This window comes from Mycobacterium bourgelatii (genome assembly GCF_010723575.1).
Lineage (GTDB): Bacteria > Actinomycetota > Actinomycetes > Mycobacteriales > Mycobacteriaceae > Mycobacterium > Mycobacterium bourgelatii.
The window spans coordinates 4,210,694-4,228,359 of sequence record NZ_BLKZ01000001.1 but is presented as its reverse complement, the minus strand read 5'-3'; the positions used below and the strand labels follow the sequence as shown (position 1 = coordinate 4,228,359).

The window sequence follows — 17,666 nt, the reverse complement described above, 5'->3', positions numbered from 1 at the left end:
CGGATTGACGGACTTCTTGGGCTAGTTCCGCCGGTGGGTCCACGCCCACCGAAGCGCGCGCCACAGCGGGCGAGCCGTCGCCCCTGGGGCTGGCGCGGGGGGGCCGGGCCGTCCGGGTCGGGGCCGGGTGGGTAGCACGCAAATGTGGAACTCGTCGTTCTCAAATATATCCGGCCCGCCTAAACGGTACGGGTGTCCTCGTTCGGAATCTGGGAATGGTCGTTGTCTCATTTATGTGGGCTGTCTGGACGCTCCGACGCGTTGCCGTTGCGAATGTGGGAATGGTTGTTCTCTAATTTAATTTTTGGCCTCTGACCAGGCAAAACCGATCTTGATCGGAATGTGGAAAGCGACGTTGTCTCATTTTCTTGAAACTTTTTTCTGCAAAAGGCTGCCATTCCGTGTCGATTGTGCTTACGATTCGTCGCGTAGGCAGAGACGTGGGGGCTGCCGACGGGATTTGCAAGCGCCGCTTCGGCGGCAGAGTGGTTTGAGGTTGTGATGATTCCGGAGTTTGCATGGCTGCCGCCGGAGATCAACTCGGCGCGGATCTTCGCCGGTGCAGGGTCAGGACCGCTGTTCACGGCGAGCGCGGCCTGGCAGTCGTTAGCGGCCGATTTGCGGGCATCGGCCACATCGTTTGAGTCAGTGATTGCGGGATTGACCGGGGGCCCCTGGTCCGGTCCGTCCTCGGTGGCGATGGCAGCCGCGGCCATGCCGTACGTGGGTTGGTTGAGTGACGCCGCCGCCCAGGCCGAACTGGCCGGAAGTCAAGCTCAGGCAGCGGCAACTGCCTTCGAGACGGCATTGCTGGCCACCGTGCACCCGGCGGCCGTGGCGGCGAACCGAGTGATGTTGGCAGCACTGGTCGCAACCAACCTGCTTGGTCAGAACACCCCCGCGATCGCGGCCGCCGAGTTCGACTACGTCGAGATGTGGGCCCAGGACGTCGCGGCGATGCTGGGCTACCAGGGTGGTGCGCAGCTGGTCGCGTCGACGCTGGCGCCCTTCAGTGTTCCGCCGGTGGATCTGGCTGGGTTCGCCACCGCCCTCAACGCCGAGGTTGCCGGAGTGGCAACCACGGCCACGGCGGGAATCGGGCCGGTAGTCGAGGGGGCCATGGAGGGGGCGTCGGCCATGGCCGCAGCCGTTCCGATCGACATGGCGATTGGGATGGCGCAGTCCGCGGCCATGCCGGCCAGCATGCTGGTGGGCCCGCTGATGCAGTTGGGCCAGACGGCAAACGCGGGCACCGCAGCCCTGGCTGGTGCCACGACCGCGGCCGAACTGGCGGACGGCCCCAAGTTCGTCGGTGATCTCGGACCTAAGGGCTTGGGCGCCGGCGGTGCTGGTGGCTTGGGCGCCGGGATGGCCGGGGAAATGGGTAAGGCCCGGTTGGTCGGCAACATGTCCGTGCCGCAGACGTGGCCCGGCTCGATGCCGAACCACATGTCCAGCGCGGCTCTGGCGGGGTTGGGTGCCGTGCCGGCCGAGCTCGCGCAAGCCGGCGCCATGGGCGGTGGCATGGGCATGATGCCGATGCCGATGCCGATGGGCGCCGCCGGTGCAGCAGGTATGCCTCCGGGGATGATGGGCCGCGGTGGCGCGGCTGCGCACGTTGTGCAAAACCGGCCGAGTGTGATTCCGCGGACCGGCGTCGGATAGGGCGGGGGTGATCGGTCGGGGTCAAGGTTTGGCTGTGGTGAACCCAGTCTGGTGCGCCACATGATCAATTGATTAGAAGAACGAATTGAAAGGACGAATGAGGTGACTACACGTTTTATGACCGACCCGCACGCGATGCGGGACATGGCGGGTCGCTTTGAGGCGCACGCCCAGACTGTCGAGGACGAGGCCCGTCGTATGTGGGCTTCCGCGCAGAACATTTCCGGCGCTGGCTGGAGTGGTCTGGCCTCGGCTACCTCGCTGGACACCATGGGCCAGATGAACACCGCGTTCCGCAACATTGTGAACATGCTGCACAGCGTGCGTGACGGACTGATCCGCGACGCCAACCACTACGAGCAGCAAGAGCAGGCCTCCCAGCAAGTTCTGAGCAGTTAGGACATACGACAATGACGATTAACTACCAGTTCGGCGATGTCGACGCCCACGGCGCTCTGATCCGCGCCCAGGCTGCCTCGTTGGAGGCGGAGCACCAGGCCATCGTTCGCGATGTGCTGGCCGCTGGCGACTTCTGGGGTGGCGCCGGTTCGGTGGCTTGCCAGGAGTTCATCACCCAGTTGGGTCGCAACTTCCAGGTGATCTACGAGCAGGCCAACCAGCACGGCCAGAAGGTTCAGGCCGCCGGCCAGAACATGGCGCAGACGGACTCTGCAGTTGGGTCCAGCTGGGCCTAAGCACGGCCTATGGATGGGCGCGGGTAACACTTCGAGTCGTCGTGTTACCCGCGCCTTCTCCATGTCTGCATTTTGAATTCAATTAAATCCCGGCCAAATCCGCCAACCGGGCGGCAACAGCGCAGTTTGCCCTGACGGGCACAACGACTAAATATTGGTAAAACCGAAAACTTTCGGTGTGGATTGCCTTAAGATTCCGACGGTGGGTCGACTACGCGCGTAGGTTGATCGTCGGTAGGTGTGTATTGGAGCCGTTGCGGCGGCAGAGTGGGTTGGGGATTCGATGATTCCGGAGTTTGCGTGGTTGCCCCCAGAGATCAACTCGGCGCGGATCTTCGCCGGCGCAGGGTCGGGCCCCCTGTTTGCCGCTGGCGCAGCCTGGGAGTCGTTGGCTGCCGATTTGCGGGCTTCGGCGATGTCGTTTGAGTCTGTTATCGCCGGCTTGACCGGTGGGCCCTGGGCGGGTCCGGCGTCGGTTTCGATGGCGGCCGCCGCAGTGCCGTACGTGGGTTGGCTGAGTGACGCGGCCGGTCAAGCCGAGCTCTCGGCTGGGCAGGCGCAAGCTGCCGCAACGGCTTTTGAGTCTGCGCTACTGGCCACAGTGCACCCCGCCGCGGTGGCCGCGAACCGGATCCTGCTCGGCGCGTTGGTTGCGACGAACATCCTGGGCCAGAACACTCCGGCGATCGCACTCACCGAGTTCGACTACGTCGAGATGTGGGCGCAGGACGTGGCCGCGATGGTGGGGTACCAGAGCGGTGCGCAATCGGTGGCGGCGACCTTGTCCCCGTTCAGCGTGCCGCCGATCGACTTGGTCGGATTCGCCAGCGCGCTCAACCTCGAGGTTGCCAGTGTTGCCGCGGGCGCCACGGCGTCGATCGCTCCGGTGATTGAAGGGGCGATTATCGGTGGGGAGGCTGTGGCCGCAGCGGTGCCGATTGACATGGCAATGGGGCTGGCGCAGTCCGCGGCGATGCCGGCCAGCATGATGTTGGGCCCGCTGATGCAGCTAGGGCAGTCGGCAGGCGCGGGGGCCGGCTTGACCGGTGCCACCGCGGCCGAGTTGGCGGATATGCCCAAGTTCGTCGGTGACATCGGTCCCAAGGGCCTGGGTGCCGGCGGTATCGGGGGCTTGGGCGCCGGGATGGCCGGGGAAATGGGTAAGGCTCGGTTGGTCGGCAACATGTCCGTGCCGCAGACGTGGCCCGGCTCGATGCCTAATCACATGTCCAGCGCGGCGCTGGCGGGCTTGGGGGCCGTGCCCGCTGAACTTGCGCAGGCTGGCGCCGCGGGCGGCGGCATGGGCATGATGCCGATGCCGATGCCGATGGGCGGCGCCGGTGCTGCTGGTATGCCCGGGGGCATGATGGGCGGTCGCGGTGGTGCCGCTGCGCACGTCGTGCAGAACCGGCCGAGCGTGATCCCGCGGACTGGCGTCGGATAGCCCTCAGGTTCGTTCGACTTTCACTGTCACGCCTGACGCGAGGTTCGCGTCAGGCGTGACTTATTCCCCGGGTCATCAGGAACGCCCCTAGCAAGGCGACGACCAACGCGAACACGTGTTGCCGGCGCGCCTTCATCCAGCCGTTCACCGTTTCCATCATCTGCGCGGTCCACGTTGGTGCCGCCAGTCGGCTGGCCAATGGGAGCTCGATGAAGGTCAGCGCGATGAGTGTGTAAAGACCGGTTGCGGCGATCTGAGCACCTGCGGTGGCTCCTGAGGCCAGCATGGCGGCAAGCGCCGCCAGGAGCCTGAAATCTGCGAGCATTGCGAATCCAAGGATGAACGCCACCGGGATCGGCTTCGAGTGCAGTGCGCTTTGAGCGCGAGCTGAGACGCTTGCCGCCGTATTCGAGGTCAACGTCTGCCCCGCGGGCGCGCTGGGCCCCGGCAAGCCCAGTCGTTCCCGTTGACGCGGTGACAGGCCAACCGCAAGTCCGGCGACCAGCAGCGCCAGCACGCCCATCGCGATCTGGATACGCCCTCCGGTCGAACTCGCGGTGGCAACCGCCCCCCAGCGCATGACGGAGAGCGCGGCGTCACGCATCCCGTACAGCACACCCGCGGCAATGGCCACGCACATTGCGATTCCGCCCAACCAAAACGCAGCCAATTGGCCTACGGCGTGGGGCCGGGACGACAACACGACGCTGACTCCGATCCGCACCGGGTCTGCCGTTGCTAATAGGGCTAACACAATTACCGTGGCCCACATGGCAACGGACGCTACAACCGCTGTGCACGGTACGGAAGCCGTTGGGGACACCAATTTTTCAATAGCAGCTCGCTTGCTCGGAACTAGATTATTTTCTGGCGGCAAACTAAGACGTGTGGCGTCGAACAACATCGCTGCCAACACCCCAGACAGCGTGCTGACCTCGTAGTATGCGCCAGATCCGGTCGTCAGAGCCGTTTGGAGAAAAGGATGTATGAGGGTTCGAGCAGGAATATAGAAAGAGCTAAATTTTTCGTGGCGGCCCTTTTGATACCGACTGACTGGCCACATTCCCGTATCTGTTGACCCTGTCCAAGCAGACAGGCCAACAAGTGCCCAGCGAAGCCAGCGGCCCGAATCCAACCGAATTCGACGAGGCAATTTTCGGTGTAGTCAAGGCAATCAATATTCAGGACAAAACGCAGCGGAAGGCTCATTGCCCTTACGCAAGGGTGCCAAGTGCTGAATCAAACCGCCTTCGGTGCAATCGGACGCCACAAGGCGTGCAACCGCCCGTTGCGCAGCGACCGCGGTATGCACCGAATCGCGGTGGAGATTTGAGGCGACCCCTCTGCCCCGTGATCCGCGGCTCGTGGGTTTGCGTAGAGGAGTGGCGGACAACCCGGAAGCGCCGGGTCGCGGGACCGCGACCGTGGGCTCCCGAGGTGCCGCGGTGACCAGTGGGAGAGCGTCCTCGTCCAAGTCATGCTGCCGCATCTACTGCCACCCGGACCTGGGCCGGTCACCGGGCGCGGAAGGTCGCAGGCAACGGCCAAATGCGGTATTCGGATTTGGAAACAACGGATTCCACATTTTGTGCCTTATCTGGACAGTTGGTGAGGATCGGAAATCGGAGTAGCTGCGCGCCGCGGCAGGCGGGGTCAGCTATGCCCAGGACTCTCTTCCAAGGTTGTAGTCGAAGATGAATTACGTTGGTATACAACGTATTTAGGTTGATTGCGATGGCATTCGGAGCATGCGATCGGATCGTATGGCTAATGTGAGAATGCGCGTCCTCAAATAGTCATGGGTAGCCACAGAATAGTTTCAGAGTTGCGGGGGAAGCGAAATCTCGAAATTAGCGATAGAGTCCCCGATATTGCTTTAAGATGCCAAGTGCTCGGTGGTGCTCGTTGCCATTGGGTGTGGTGAATGAAGATCGGTACTGGAAGGGGACAACGTGCTTCTGCCTCTTGGTCCGCCCTTGCCGCCCGACGCGGTGGCTGCAAAACGGGGTGAGTCGGGGATGCTCGGCGGGTTGTCAGTTCCACTCAGCTGGGGCGTGGCCGTTCCACCGGACGACTACGACCACTGGGCGAAGGACGCCAAGGATGGCGCCGAGCCCGAACTCGTGCCGGGTGCGGTAGACACCGAAAGTGCTGTCGCAGCGGCCGAGGAAGAGCTGTGGGACGAATGGGCAGCGTGGCGAGAGTGGCAAGCCGAGAACGCAGAACCTCGGTTTGAGATGCCACGCAACAACAACGTGGTACCGCATTCCCCGGCGGCCGGTTAGCAGAGAGACGGGGAGGACCGCCGTCTCGCGAGTGATCGCGTGACTTCGATTCCCTCACGGGCGGCGGTCACACAAAGTCAATCTGCACGAGAAAACCCAAGTAAGAGATCCACCAAACAAGGAGATAGGCAACATGACCACGCGTTTTATGACCGACCCGCACGCTATGCGGGACATGGCGGGCCGTTTCGAGGCGCACGCTCAGACCGTTGAGGACGAGGCCCGTCGCATGTGGGCTTCCTCGCAGAACATCTCGGGTGCTGGCTGGAGTGGTCTGGCCTCGGCCACCTCGTTGGACACCATGGGCCAGATGAACACCGCGTTCCGCAACATTGTGAACATGCTGCACAGCGTGCGTGACGGCCTGATCCGCGACGCCAACCACTACGAGTCGCAAGAGCAGGCCTCGCAGCAGATCCTCAGCAGCTAACCCGACCCCAAAGACTTAGGAGGACAATCACAATGACTATCAATTACCAGTTCGGCGACGTCGACGCCCACGGTGCCCTGATCCGGGCGCAGGCTGCCTCGTTGGAAGCAGAGCACCAGGCCATCGTTCGCGATGTGCTGGCCGCTGGCGACTTCTGGGGTGGCGCCGGTTCGGTGGCTTGCCAGGAGTTCATCACCCAGTTGGGTCGCAACTTCCAGGTGATCTACGAGCAGGCCAACCAGCACGGCCAGAAGGTTCAGGCCGCCGGCCAGAACATGGCGCAGACCGACAGCGCCGTGGGCTCCAGCTGGGCCTGACGCACACGCGTTAACCAACGTGGCCGCACACTCCGGTGTGCGGCCACGTTGTCGTTGTACGCCCAGCATGGGCATTCGCTAGGAGGTGTGAGTCCTCTGGAGGAGAAGGTGGTTTAACTCCGAGTCGATGGCAACTGCGTCACCGTGAGGTGGGGTGGGAAGGAAGCCGGAGACGAAGCCCTGCACCGAGGGACACGAACCGTATAGAAGGCATGCCGGTTGGGGTGAGCCAGCAACAGATGGTGAAGCCCGTTCCACCGAAGCGGCCGGTGTGTAAATGCGGCGGCGGCAGGGTGAAAGTGGATGTTCTTATCTGGGGAGATCTGTCCTGGTGCGTCGGTGCTGTGCGCCGGAGCGGCGTCGTTCGTGAGGGCGGCGCTGACGGGGCAGAAGTCAGCAGAGGCCGTAGTACCGGCGGGAATCAGATGTGCCGGGAAGGGCTGAACGTTGGGAATTGATGTTTCGAAGTGGTGCTTCTCGTGGATGTCGCGGTGATCGCAGCCAACCCACCGGCGGTGGGGCAGATGATGTGGAGGGACTGGTGAATCCGGAAGTGCCCTTGTAGCGGTGTGGCGGGTGCTGCCGAGGGTGTCAGGGTGGCCAGGATTTGTGGGAGCAGGTGTTCGCGCCCGCGAATCTGGCTGTCGCGTTGGGACGTGTCGAACGCAATCGCGGTGCGGCCGGTGTCGATGGTGTCAGCGCGCAGGAGTTGCGTAACTGGTGCCGGGACAACTGGGCCGGAGTGCGGGAGGCGTTGGATGCGGGCACGTACCGTCCGATGCCGGTGCGTCAGGTGATGATTCCCAAACCTGATGGCGGGCAACGGAAGTTGGGTGCCGACGGTGCTGGATCGGTTGATCCAGCAGGCGATCGCGCAGTGCTGACCCCGGTCTTTGATCCGGGGTTTGTGCCGGTCTCGTATGGGTTCCGGCCGGGCAAAAGCGCCCACGACGCTGTGAAGGTCGCCAGGTTGGTGATCGAGCAGGGGTATCGGTGGGTGGTCGAGGTGGACCTGGATGCGTTCTTCGATCGGGTCAACCACGACGTGCTGATGGCCCGGGTTGCGCGGAAAGTGAACGACAAACGGCTGCTGAAGCTGATCCGCCGCTATTTGGAGGCGGGGATCATGGCCGATGGGGTGCGGCAGGCGGTGAGCCAGGGGACCCCACAGGGGTCGCCGTTATCGCCGCTGTTGTCGAACATCATGCTCGACGATTTCGATCAGGAGTTCTGGGCGCGTGGGCACCGGTTTGTCCGCTACGCCGACGATATCCGGGTCTTTGTGAAATCGAAGCGGGCGGCCGAGCGGGTGCTCGAACAGGGCACTCGGCTGCTGGAGCAGCGGTTGAAGTTGAGGTGAACCAGGCCAAGTCCTCGATCGCCCCGGCGACGACAGCTGTGTTGCTGGGGTTCGGGTTCTTCTTCACTACCTCCGGGGTCAAGATCCGGGTCGCGCCCAAGGCGTGGCAGCGGGCCAAAGCCCGCATCCGGTCGTTGACGTCGCGGCGGTGGAGTGTGGCCATGGAGTACCGCATCATGCGGCTGAACCAATACGTCCGGGGCTGGATGGGGTACTTCCGCCTAGCGGACACACCCGCAAGTTCCGGGATCTGGATGAGTGGTTCCGCCGTCGACTGCGCCAAATCCGCTGGAAGGAATGGAAACGCGTCCGCACCAAGGTCGCGAACCTGCGTGCACTCGGGATCCGGGCCGACCTGGCCTGGCAATGGGGCATGAGCAGCCGCGGCTACTGGCGAATCGCGGGCTCGCCCGTCCTGACGCGGGCACTGCCCAACCGATACTGGGACCGGCAGGGCCTCATCACGTTTCACCACGCCTGGGCCAGATTCCACACGACCTAGCGAACCGCCGGATGCGAGGCCCGCACGTCCGGTGGTGTGAGAGGGGGCCGGTCAACCCGGCCCCCTACTCGATTGCGCCCTGATAGCGCATAACCCCGTTGGCGGGCTGCGTCGAACGGCGCCATCAAGTGAGTACACGACGGCCAACGGCGCGATCAGAACCGCCCGCCACCACCCATGAAGTCGCCGCCGGAAGATCCGCCCGAACTCGAACTGCCGCCATATGAGGTGGGGCTCCAACCTCCGAAACCGCCTCGCATGCCACCGCTGAGTAAGTCGCCGATGATGATGCCGCCCAAGACCGCGCCCGTGTTGTCGCCGCCGCGGTAGCTGTAGGCGCGCTGAGCGGCCATTACGTCGGCGTTGGCCAGCGATTGAGCGTTGGCGGCCAGTGCGGACGCATTGTTGGCGTAGGCGATTGCCTCGGTCAAGTTGGTCGCCTTCTTTTCCCGCGCGGCCTCGAGCTGTCGCTTGGCCTCCGCGAGTCGGGTTCTGGCTTCGGGCCCGACGCTGCCACGGCGGGTGTCGATGTATTCGGACACCGCGCGCACCCGAGATTCCGCGGTGAACAACGCCTGCTCGAAGGAGCGGTTGAGGCGTTCACGATCGGCGCGTTCTTGGGCCAGGGTCGCCAGCAGTTGGTTCAGATCCGCTTCGGCCTTGGTCAGCCGGGCGAACGCGTCCAGCGGATCGGTGGAACCGCGGGCGTAGTCCACGGCTCTGGCGGCGGCATCGCGCACCTCGATGAGTTCACCACTGTGCGCGGACTGGGTGCTGTGCTGTTGCTGGAGTTGTTCGTTGGCGCGCTTGATGCCCGCCTGGACCTCGGCGAGCACCGACGGCAAGTTGGCCACGGCATGGCGGATGTCGCTGTCGGCACTGTCCACCGCGTCCAATAGCGTGCGGGCCTGTCCGAGCGCGGATTCCGCGGCTCGTACCGCGTCCACCAGTCGGCTCTGCTGGCCACTTATTGCGCGGGCGGCCAGCTCGCGAGCCGTGCTGATGTTGCGGTCGGCGAACGCCAATCGCTCTTTGGCGATCGTGACGTTGCCCGATATCGACGCCAGCGCCGCGGCACCGAACTCCTTGTGCAGCTCGGCCAAGCGCTGTTCGGTGGGCTCGAGGCGCGAGGTGAGCTCGACGTACTTCTGGGTGAGTACGTCGAGGCGAGACGGAGCGTTGATCACCAGGTCGCGCAGCTGCTCGAAAGCCTCGGTCTGGGACTCCAAGTCGCGATCGGCCTGCGCCGCCGACACGATGACGCGGGTGAGAAGTTCACGCCGCTGCGCCGGCGTCTCCGGGATGGCGTCGTCGAGTTGTTGACGAACGGTGAAGGCCTGGGCCAAGGCGGCCTTGGCGTTGTTCACTGCCTGGGTGAACGGCGCGGTCCGCTCTTCACCGAACTCCTCGATGGCCAGGGCGAGTTCGTTGCTGCTGGTGCGCAACGCGTTGTCGACCTCGACCACCTTCGAACGGGACAGCTCGTCGAGGATGTCCAACGGCACGGCCGCCAGAGCCCGCGGATCGGTGGGATCCACTCGTCGTGCCGCCGCCAAGGCGCTGGCATGGCGTCGGCGCTTTCGTCGGCGCATCACCAGGAACAGGATTGCCACGGCCACGGCGATGACACCGAGCATTCCCAGCAGCGTCCAGCGCCCGGCGGCGCTGGGGGATTTATCCAGACCCTTCGCCGCGGCGATGGCGGCACCGCTCCAGTCGTTCGCGCGCAATGCCGGCTCGATCCGATTGCGCCGCAGGTCGTCGACGTCGCGGGAACTCACGCCCTGCACCGACGAGGGCACCAGGAAGGCGTACGCGCGACCGACCGTGGCCACCGCCAGCAGCGCATCGGAACCACCCAACTCACTGAGCTGATACGTGCGCCGCGCCCAACTCTCTGCCTGCTGCCCGGAAAAGTCGTCGACGTAGACGACCCATAGTCGGATGTGGCGGTCGGTGTAGAGGTGGTCTAGGGCCGTCGCCACCGCCGAACGACCCGAATCCGTCAACGCGCCGGCGTTGTCGACGACATAGGTCGGCAGCCGAAACGGTGGTTGAGCCCCCGCCGGCGGCGCCAGAAGCCCTCCGGCGAGGCTCACAGTGAAGATCGTCAGGATCACACCGAGCAAGCGAGCGCGCATAGAACGCAATCTAATCTAGCCCGGTGACGATGCGGACCGTCCCGCGTCGTCCCTGGCAGACTGTGGGTCGGTGAGCACGAATCAGCAAGAGCCCTACGACGACTTCGATCGTCAACGGCGGGTCACGGAAGGGCCGAAGACCGCGGGCCTACCGGGTACGGAAGGTCAGCATCGCACCGACTTCGCCCGCGACCGCGCCCGCGTGCTGCACAGTGCCGCGCTGCGCCGCTTGGCTGACAAGACCCAGGTCGTCGGACCGCGTGAGGGCGATACTCCGCGCACCCGCCTGACCCACTCGCTCGAAGTCGCCCAGATCGGCCGCGGAATGGCGGTCGGGCTGGGTTGCGACCTCGACCTGGTCGAGCTGGCAGGCCTGGCCCACGACATCGGTCACCCGCCCTACGGACACAACGGGGAACGGGCCCTCAACGAGGTTGCGGCCGACTTCGGCGGGTTCGAAGGCAACGCCCAGAACTTCCGCATCCTCACCAGTCTTGAGCCCAAGGTGCTCGATGCACACGGGATTAGCGCAGGCTTGAACCTCACCCGGGCGGCCCTGGACGCGGTCACCAAGTATCCGTGGTTGCGCGGTGGCGATGGCCAACCCGGAGAGACCCCCGGAGAGACCCGGCCGAAGAAGTTCGGTTTCTACGACGACGACCGCGAAGCGGCCGAGTGGGTTCGCGACCGGGCGCCCGCGGACCAGCCGTGCCTGGAGGCCCAGGTGATGGACTGGGCCGACGATGTCGCCTATTCCGTGCACGACGTCGAGGACGGCGTCGTCTCGGAACGCATCGATCTGCGGGTGCTCGCCGACGAAGACGATGCGGCCGCGTTGGCCAAGCTGGGGGAGCGCGAATTCCCCAGGGTCGGCGCCGCTGAATTGATGGAAGCGGCGCGCCGGTTGTCGGGCCTGCCCGTTGTTGCCGCGGTCGGCAAGTACGACGCCACCCTGTCGGCGGCGGTGGCACTCAAGCGGTTGACCAGCGAACTGGTGGGCCGCTTTGCCTCGGCGGCGATCGCGACCACCCTCGAGGCGGCCGGCCCTGGGCCCCTGGTCCGCTATCAGGCAAACCTGGTGGTTCCTGACCTGGTGCGAGCGGAAGTGGCGCTGCTGAAGATGTTGGCGTTGCAGTTCATCATGTCCGACCCACGGCACCTGGATGCCCAGGCTCGGCAACGCGAACGCATCCACCGGGTAGCGCAGTGGCTGGCCGCCGGTGCCCCGCAGTCGCTCGACCCGATCTTCGCCGCCGCTTTCAATTCGGCCCCCGACGACGGGGCGCGGCTGCGGGTCATTGTCGATCAAATCGCGTCGTACACCGAGGGCCGGCTCGAGCGCATCGATGCCGCACAACTCGGGCACAACCCACTCGCCCGCAGCGGCCTAGACTGAGGCCGTGTCGAGTCCAGGTCGGTCCAGGATCTCCGATCGCGACATCGCCGCAATCCGCGAAGGGGCCCGCATCGAAGATGTCGTCGGCGACTACGTCCAATTGCGCCGCGCCGGCGCCGACTCGCTGAAGGGCCTGTGTCCGTTCCACAACGAGAAGTCGCCGTCGTTTCATGTGCGGCCCAATCACGGCCACTTCCACTGCTTCGGCTGCGGCGAGGGCGGCGACGTCTACGCCTTCATCCAGAAGATCGAGCACGTCAGCTTCGTCGAGGCGGTGGAACTGCTCGCCGACCGGATCGGCCACACCATCAGCTACACCGGTCCGGCGACCAGCGTCCAGCGCGACCGGGGCAGCCGCAGCCGACTCGTCGCCGCCAATGCCGCCGCGGCCGAGTTCTACGCTCAGGCGCTGGAGTCCGACGAGGCGGCGCCCGCCCGGAAATACCTGACTGATCGCAGCTTCGACGCCGAGGCCGCCCGCCGGTTCGGCTGCGGGTTCGCGCCTTCGGGCTGGGACACCCTGACAAAACACCTGCTACGCAAGGGTTTTGAGTTCAAAGAGCTGGAGGCCGCGGGCCTGTCCCGGCAGGGCCGGCGCGGCCCGATGGACCGTTTTCACCGTCGGCTGCTGTGGCCCATCCGCAGCTCGGCCGGTGAGGTCATCGGTTTCGGCGCGCGCCGACTGTTCGACGACGATCCCATGGAAGCCAAGTACGTCAACACCCCCGAGACCCTGCTGTACAAGAAGTCGTCGGTGATGTTCGGCATCGACCTGGCCAAACGCGACATCGCCAAGGGCCATCAGGCGGTGGTCGTCGAGGGCTACACCGACGTGATGGCCATGCACCTGGCCGGGGTCACCACCGCCGTTGCGTCCTGCGGCACCGCGTTCGGCGACGAGCACCTGGCGATGTTGCGTCGGCTGATGATGGACGACAGTTTCTTTCGCGGCGAGCTGATTTACGTTTTCGACGGCGACGAGGCCGGCAAGGCCGCCGCGCTCAAGGCCTTCGACGGCGAGCAGAATCTGGCGGGTCAGTCCTTCGTCGCGGTGGCCCCGGACGGGATGGATCCTTGTGACCTGCGACTGAAGTCGGGGGACGGCGCCCTGCGCGACTTGGTTGCGCGCCGAACGCCGTTGTTCGAGTTCGCGATCCGCACGGCGCTTGCCGAGATGGACCTGGACAGCGCCGAAGGCAGGGTTGCCGCCCTGCGCCGCTGCGTCCCGATGGTGAGTCAGATCAAGGACCCCACGCTGCGCGACGAGTACGCCCGGCAACTCGCCGGGTGGGTCGGTTGGGATGACGTCGCCCAGGTCATCGACCGGGTGCGGGGCGACGCCAAGAAGGGCAGGGGTTCCGGCAGGGCGGGTCCGGCACCGAGATCCGGCCGGCGAGGCGCGGTCGACTCAGCGGCTGCGGGCCCCGCCGAGCACGCGGTGGCCCGTCCCGACCCGCGCGATCCGACCCTGTGGCCGCAGCGGGAGGCGCTGAAGTCGGCGCTGCAGTACCCCGCGCTGGCCGGTCCGGTGTTCGACTCGTTGACCGTCGAAAGCTTCACCCACCCCGGATATGCGGCGGTGCGTGCGGCTGTCGAGAGCGCGGGCGGCACCTCGACCGGAATCACCGGGGCGCAATGGCTGGACCTGGTGCGTCAGCAGACCACGTCGGCGCTGACGACGGGTCTGATCAGCGAGTTGGGGGTAGAGGCGATCCAGGTCGACGACGACAAGCTGCCCCGCTATATCGCCGGTGTCCTGGCCCGCCTGCAGGAGGTGTGGGTGGGCCGACAGATCGCCGAGGTGAAGTCGAAGTTGCAGCGGATGTCGCCGATCGAACAGGGCGACGAATACCACGCGCTGTTCGGCGATCTGGTCGCCATGGAGGCCTACCGACGCAGCCTGTTGGAACAGGCCAGCGGCGACGATCTCGCCGTCTGAGACGCGCGGCGGTATCGGAACGTGGCCGGCGTCAGTTCACGCTGTTTACCGGCTGCTCAGCCCGCTGTTCGACCGGGGGCTCGACTGGCCTGTCCACTGGTCTTTCGACTACCGACGTCTGCTCGTCGATCTCTTTCAGGGTCACAAATCCGGTATCGGGCGAGATCCGATTCGCGATCCTGCGACGACCGCTCTCGATCATCGACCTGGCAACTGGACTACCGGTCAACGCGCGGTACGTGCCCGCGATCTGCTCGTACCGGCGGCGCCCGGCCTTAGAGCCCAGCACGTAACCCAGTCCCAACACGGCGACATACCCGATCAAAACGATCCCTCCCGACACAAAAAGCGGTTGGTCCCATCCTGCCTCATCGCGCGGGGTGCGTGTGCGCCTGATCGGTCAATGAAGATGTTCTTCGAGGCCCTCTAGTTGGGGAGAGCCGTGCCAGTACGCTAGAGTCGTCCCGCGATCCAGCGTCGCGGCGATCCCCTGTAGCTCAACTGGCAGAGCATTCGGCTGTTAACCGAAGGGTTGAAGGTTCGAGTCCTTCCGGGGGAGCCGATAGCGGCCTGACGGTGGCCTCATAATGGCCTCATAATGGCCTCTGTGGCAGTCCTTTGGCATTCCTCCAGCAGTCCGCGGTGAACGCGGCCAATTCGATCGAGTGGTCCGGCGGCGCGCTGGTTGTCATCGATCAGCGGGTATTGCCGCGCGAATTCGTTCAGCTGCGGCTCACCACGGTCGACGAGGTCATCGACGCGATCAAGACCTTGGCGATCCGGGGAGCACCCGCAATCGGTGTCGCGGGCGGCTTCGCCGTCGCACTGGCCGCCTTCGCGCACGACGGCGATCCGGACAAGATCGGGCTGGAGGCCCAGCGCATCGCCGCGGCCCGCCCCACCGCGGTCAATCTGACCTGGGGTGTGCAGCGGACGCTGGCCAAGGTGCCCGACGGCCCGCAGGCCGTGCTGGCCGAGGCCTTGCAGATGCTGGCCGAGGACGGTGAGATCAACCGGGTCGCCGCCACGCACGCGGCCGACCTGATCGAGCGATTGTGTCCTGGTCGCCCGCTTCGTGTGCTGACCCACTGCAACACCGGACGACTCGCGACGGCCGCGTTTGGCACCGCACTGGGCGCGTTGCGGGTTCTGCATGCCCGTGGCCTTATCGAGAGCGTCCTGGTCGACGAGACCCGACCGTTGCTGCAGGGGGCCCGGCTGACCGCCTGGGAGCTGGCCGAGGCCGGCATCCCGCACCGACTGACCATCGATTCGGCCGCCGCGTGGGCGATGGCCACCGGCCAAGTGGACTGCGTGATCGTCGGCGCGGACCGGGTCGCCGCCGACGGTTCGGTCGCCAACAAGATCGGCACGTACGCCTTGGCCGTGGCGGCGGCGCGGCATGACATACCGTTCGTGGTCGTCGCACCGGAATCGACCCGCGATCCGGCCACGCCGACCGGGCGCGAGATCGTGGTGGAAGAGCGCGCCGCGGCCGAGGTCACTCACGTCGGTGACCGTGCCATGGCCCCGGAGGGTATCGCGGTGTTCAACCCCGCCTTCGACGTCACCCCGCCGGAACTGGTCACCGCGGTTGTCACCGAGAACGGTGTGCTCAATCCGAAAGGCGTTGTCGAGCAAGAGATTGCCGACATCTCGCGCGCGCTGTATGCCCGCGGCTGGATGCCGGGCACGGCCGGCAACATCTCGGTGCGCACCGGCCAAACCGCGGTGATCACCGGAAGTGGGCTTTCCAAAGGCGAACTCACCGAGCACGACATGGTGACGGTGACGATCGCCGACGGCGAACCGGTGTCGGGGAAGCGCCGTCCGTCGGCGGAAACCGCCATCCACACCGCCATCTATCGGGCCACCAATGCCGACGCGGTTGTGCACGTGCACCCGCCGCACGCGACAGCCCAGTCGATCGATGCGCGGGAGACGTTGCGGTTCAGCGGATATGAACTCATAAAGGGGCTCGGCGCGTCGGAAATGATTGACATTCCGGTGTTCGACAATCACGCCGACGTCACCCGCATCGGCGCCGACATCGAGCGCCACCTGACCGAGAACCCCGCTGCCGCACCAGTGCTCGTCATCGCCGGCCACGGAATCACCGCGTGGGGCGCCACCCTCGCGCAGGCCCGCGACCGCGCGGAGTGCCTCGAAGGCATTTGTGAGCTGGCGACGCTGACCGGCCGTCGCGAAGTCGGGAGGAGTCGGGTGACATGACGCTGCTGCAGATCATGGCCGACAGCGATGCCGCCGAGGTGCGGGTGCGTACCGATAACGCGGAAGTTATCGGCACCGAATTGGCAAGGCGCGGAATAGCCTTCGACCACTGGCCGGCGATGCCCGGTCTGGAAGCGACCACGCCGACCGCCGACATCCTGGCCCACTACCGCGGACGCGTCGCTGACCTGAACGCCGATGGCCGCTACAAGTTCATCGACGTGATACGCCTGCAACCCGACGAGGGTGACCCGGATTGGGCAGCCAAGGCCGCGGAGGTCCGCGGCAAGTTCCTGGCCGAGCATCGCCACGCCGAGGATGAAGTGCGCTTCTTCGTTACCGGCCGTGGGTGTTTCTACCTGCACCTCGAGCCGGAAGTGGTCGCGGTGGTGTGCGAGGGTGGTGATCTGTTGTCGGTGCCGGCGGGCACCAGGCATTGGTTCGACATGGGTGTGCGCCCCGACTTCGTGGCGATCCGGTTCTTCGAGGAGCAGGAGGGCTGGATCGGCGACTTCACCGGCGACCCGATCGGCCAACGCTTTCCCAGCCTCGATCAGCTTGTCGCGGCGTGATAGAAGCAGTCGTCCTCGACATCGAGGGCACCACCAGTCCAACGAGTTCGGTGCGTGAAGATATGTACGGCTATACCCGGCAGCATCTGGCGCGGTGGCTGGCCGATAATCGAAGCGGCGCGGCGCAATCCGTTCTCGCCGGTGCCCGCGAGCTCGCGGAACGACCTGACGCCGACACCGCCGAGATCGCCGAAATAATGTGTGGCTGGCTGGATTCCGATGTCAAGGCCGAACCGCTCAAGACGGCCCAAGGCCTGATCTGCGCCGAGGGATTTCGCAGCGGCGATCTGCACGGTGAGTTCTTCGATGACGTACGGCCGGCACTGCTCGCCTGGCACGCCGACGGCATTTCGCTATCGGTCTTTTCGTCGGGTTCGGTTCGTAATCAACAAGACTGGTTCACTTACGCCCGCGACGGGGAGATGGCTTCACTGATCAGTAGTTGGTTCGATCTGACCACCGCCGGGCCCAAACGCGAGGGCGCGTCATACCGCCGAATCGCCGACGAGATCGGCCTGCCTGGCGGGAACATCCTCTTTCTTTCCGATCATCCCGACGAACTCGATGCCGCGATCTCGGCAGGATGGTCGGTGGTCGGCGTGGCCCGAGCCGGCGAGCCCAATTCCCCTCGGCCGCCGCATCGTTGGGTCGACTCGTTCGCCGATGTCGATCCGCGGGCCGGGTAGCC

General features: G+C 65.3%; 17 protein-coding genes and 1 tRNA gene. 15 read left to right on the top strand and 3 right to left on the bottom strand.

Annotation, left to right across the window (positions count from 1 at the left end; translation table 11 throughout):
- Positions 1-501: 501 nt before the first annotated feature.
- The 4 genes from G6N68_RS18230 (at position 502) to G6N68_RS18215 (ending at position 3,804) form a co-directional block, all read left to right on the top strand.
- Positions 502-1,665 (top strand): PPE family protein, encoded by a 1,164-nt coding sequence (locus tag G6N68_RS18230; RefSeq protein WP_163715146.1) that lies wholly within the window; start codon positions 502-504, stop codon positions 1,663-1,665.
- Between the two features lie 102 nt (positions 1,666-1,767).
- On the top strand, positions 1,768-2,064 hold the full coding sequence (locus G6N68_RS18225; protein ID WP_163715143.1) for a WXG100 family type VII secretion target: 297 nt from the start codon (positions 1,768-1,770) through the stop codon (positions 2,062-2,064).
- 11 nt (positions 2,065-2,075) lie between these two features.
- Positions 2,076-2,360: a WXG100 family type VII secretion target gene (locus G6N68_RS18220; RefSeq protein ID WP_079220028.1), complete on the top strand. Its 285-nt coding sequence runs from the start codon at positions 2,076-2,078 to the stop codon at positions 2,358-2,360.
- A 283-nt stretch (positions 2,361-2,643) separates the two neighbouring features.
- A complete protein-coding gene (locus G6N68_RS18215; RefSeq protein WP_163715140.1) occupies positions 2,644-3,804 on the top strand; it encodes a PPE family protein in 1,161 nt (386 codons plus the stop codon).
- A 49-nt stretch (positions 3,805-3,853) separates the two neighbouring features.
- On the opposite strand, the gene G6N68_RS18210 is transcribed toward G6N68_RS18215, so the two are convergent.
- On the bottom strand, positions 3,854-4,576 hold the full coding sequence (locus tag G6N68_RS18210; protein ID WP_205351376.1) for a GAP family protein: 723 nt from the start codon (positions 4,574-4,576) through the stop codon (positions 3,854-3,856).
- A 1,180-nt stretch (positions 4,577-5,756) separates the two neighbouring features.
- Here G6N68_RS18210 and G6N68_RS18205 point away from each other — a divergent pair.
- The 5 genes from G6N68_RS18205 (at position 5,757) to G6N68_RS30195 (ending at position 8,573) form a co-directional block, all read left to right on the top strand.
- Positions 5,757-6,089, top strand: a complete 333-nt coding sequence (locus tag G6N68_RS18205; protein WP_240355529.1) for a hypothetical protein — start codon at positions 5,757-5,759, stop codon at positions 6,087-6,089.
- Positions 6,090-6,222: 133 nt separating this feature from the next.
- Positions 6,223-6,519 carry a WXG100 family type VII secretion target gene (locus G6N68_RS18200; protein WP_163715137.1) on the top strand — a complete coding sequence of 99 codons (297 nt, stop codon included), beginning with the start codon at positions 6,223-6,225 and terminating at the stop codon, positions 6,517-6,519.
- Between the two features lie 32 nt (positions 6,520-6,551).
- On the top strand, positions 6,552-6,836 hold the full coding sequence (locus tag G6N68_RS18195) for a WXG100 family type VII secretion target (RefSeq protein ID WP_079220028.1): 285 nt from the start codon (positions 6,552-6,554) through the stop codon (positions 6,834-6,836).
- Between the two features lie 607 nt (positions 6,837-7,443).
- Positions 7,444-8,196, top strand: coding sequence for a reverse transcriptase domain-containing protein (locus G6N68_RS30200; protein ID WP_205351375.1), 753 nt, complete (start codon positions 7,444-7,446; stop codon positions 8,194-8,196).
- A complete protein-coding gene (locus G6N68_RS30195) occupies positions 8,193-8,573 on the top strand; it encodes a group II intron maturase-specific domain-containing protein (protein ID WP_205351374.1) in 381 nt (126 codons plus the stop codon). The genes G6N68_RS30200 and G6N68_RS30195 overlap by 4 nt, the downstream gene beginning before the upstream one ends.
- A gap of 280 nt (positions 8,574-8,853) precedes the next feature.
- On the opposite strand, the gene G6N68_RS18185 is transcribed toward G6N68_RS30195, so the two are convergent.
- Complete coding sequence (locus tag G6N68_RS18185; protein ID WP_163715133.1) at positions 8,854-10,839, bottom strand: TPM domain-containing protein; 1,986 nt, start codon at positions 10,837-10,839, stop codon at positions 8,854-8,856.
- A 70-nt stretch (positions 10,840-10,909) separates the two neighbouring features.
- On the opposite strand from G6N68_RS18185, the gene G6N68_RS18180 reads away from it, so the two are divergent.
- Together G6N68_RS18180 and dnaG are read left to right on the top strand one after the other, a co-directional pair.
- Positions 10,910-12,235: a deoxyguanosinetriphosphate triphosphohydrolase gene (locus G6N68_RS18180; RefSeq protein ID WP_163715131.1), complete on the top strand. Its 1,326-nt coding sequence runs from the start codon at positions 10,910-10,912 to the stop codon at positions 12,233-12,235.
- Positions 12,236-12,239: 4 nt separating this feature from the next.
- Complete coding sequence (gene dnaG / locus G6N68_RS18175) at positions 12,240-14,174, top strand: DNA primase (RefSeq protein ID WP_163715128.1); 1,935 nt, start codon at positions 12,240-12,242, stop codon at positions 14,172-14,174.
- 31 nt (positions 14,175-14,205) lie between these two features.
- Here dnaG and G6N68_RS18170 read toward each other — a convergent pair whose 3' ends face one another.
- Positions 14,206-14,499: a hypothetical protein gene (locus G6N68_RS18170; RefSeq protein ID WP_163718784.1), complete on the bottom strand. Its 294-nt coding sequence runs from the start codon at positions 14,497-14,499 to the stop codon at positions 14,206-14,208.
- 161 nt (positions 14,500-14,660) lie between these two features.
- On the opposite strand from G6N68_RS18170, the gene G6N68_RS18165 reads away from it, so the two are divergent.
- The 4 genes from G6N68_RS18165 (at position 14,661) to mtnC (ending at position 17,664) form a co-directional block, all read left to right on the top strand.
- Positions 14,661-14,733, top strand: a tRNA-Asn gene (locus tag G6N68_RS18165).
- 83 nt (positions 14,734-14,816) lie between these two features.
- Positions 14,817-16,406 (top strand): S-methyl-5-thioribose-1-phosphate isomerase, encoded by a 1,590-nt coding sequence (gene mtnA, locus G6N68_RS18160; protein ID WP_163715126.1) that lies wholly within the window; start codon positions 14,817-14,819, stop codon positions 16,404-16,406.
- Positions 16,403-16,978, top strand: coding sequence for a 1,2-dihydroxy-3-keto-5-methylthiopentene dioxygenase (locus G6N68_RS18155; protein ID WP_163715124.1), 576 nt, complete (start codon positions 16,403-16,405; stop codon positions 16,976-16,978). Before mtnA ends, G6N68_RS18155 begins: the two co-directional genes overlap by 4 nt.
- Positions 16,975-17,664, top strand: coding sequence for an acireductone synthase (gene mtnC / locus G6N68_RS18150; RefSeq protein ID WP_163715121.1), 690 nt, complete (start codon positions 16,975-16,977; stop codon positions 17,662-17,664). Before G6N68_RS18155 ends, mtnC begins: the two co-directional genes overlap by 4 nt.
- Positions 17,665-17,666 lie beyond the last annotated feature (2 nt).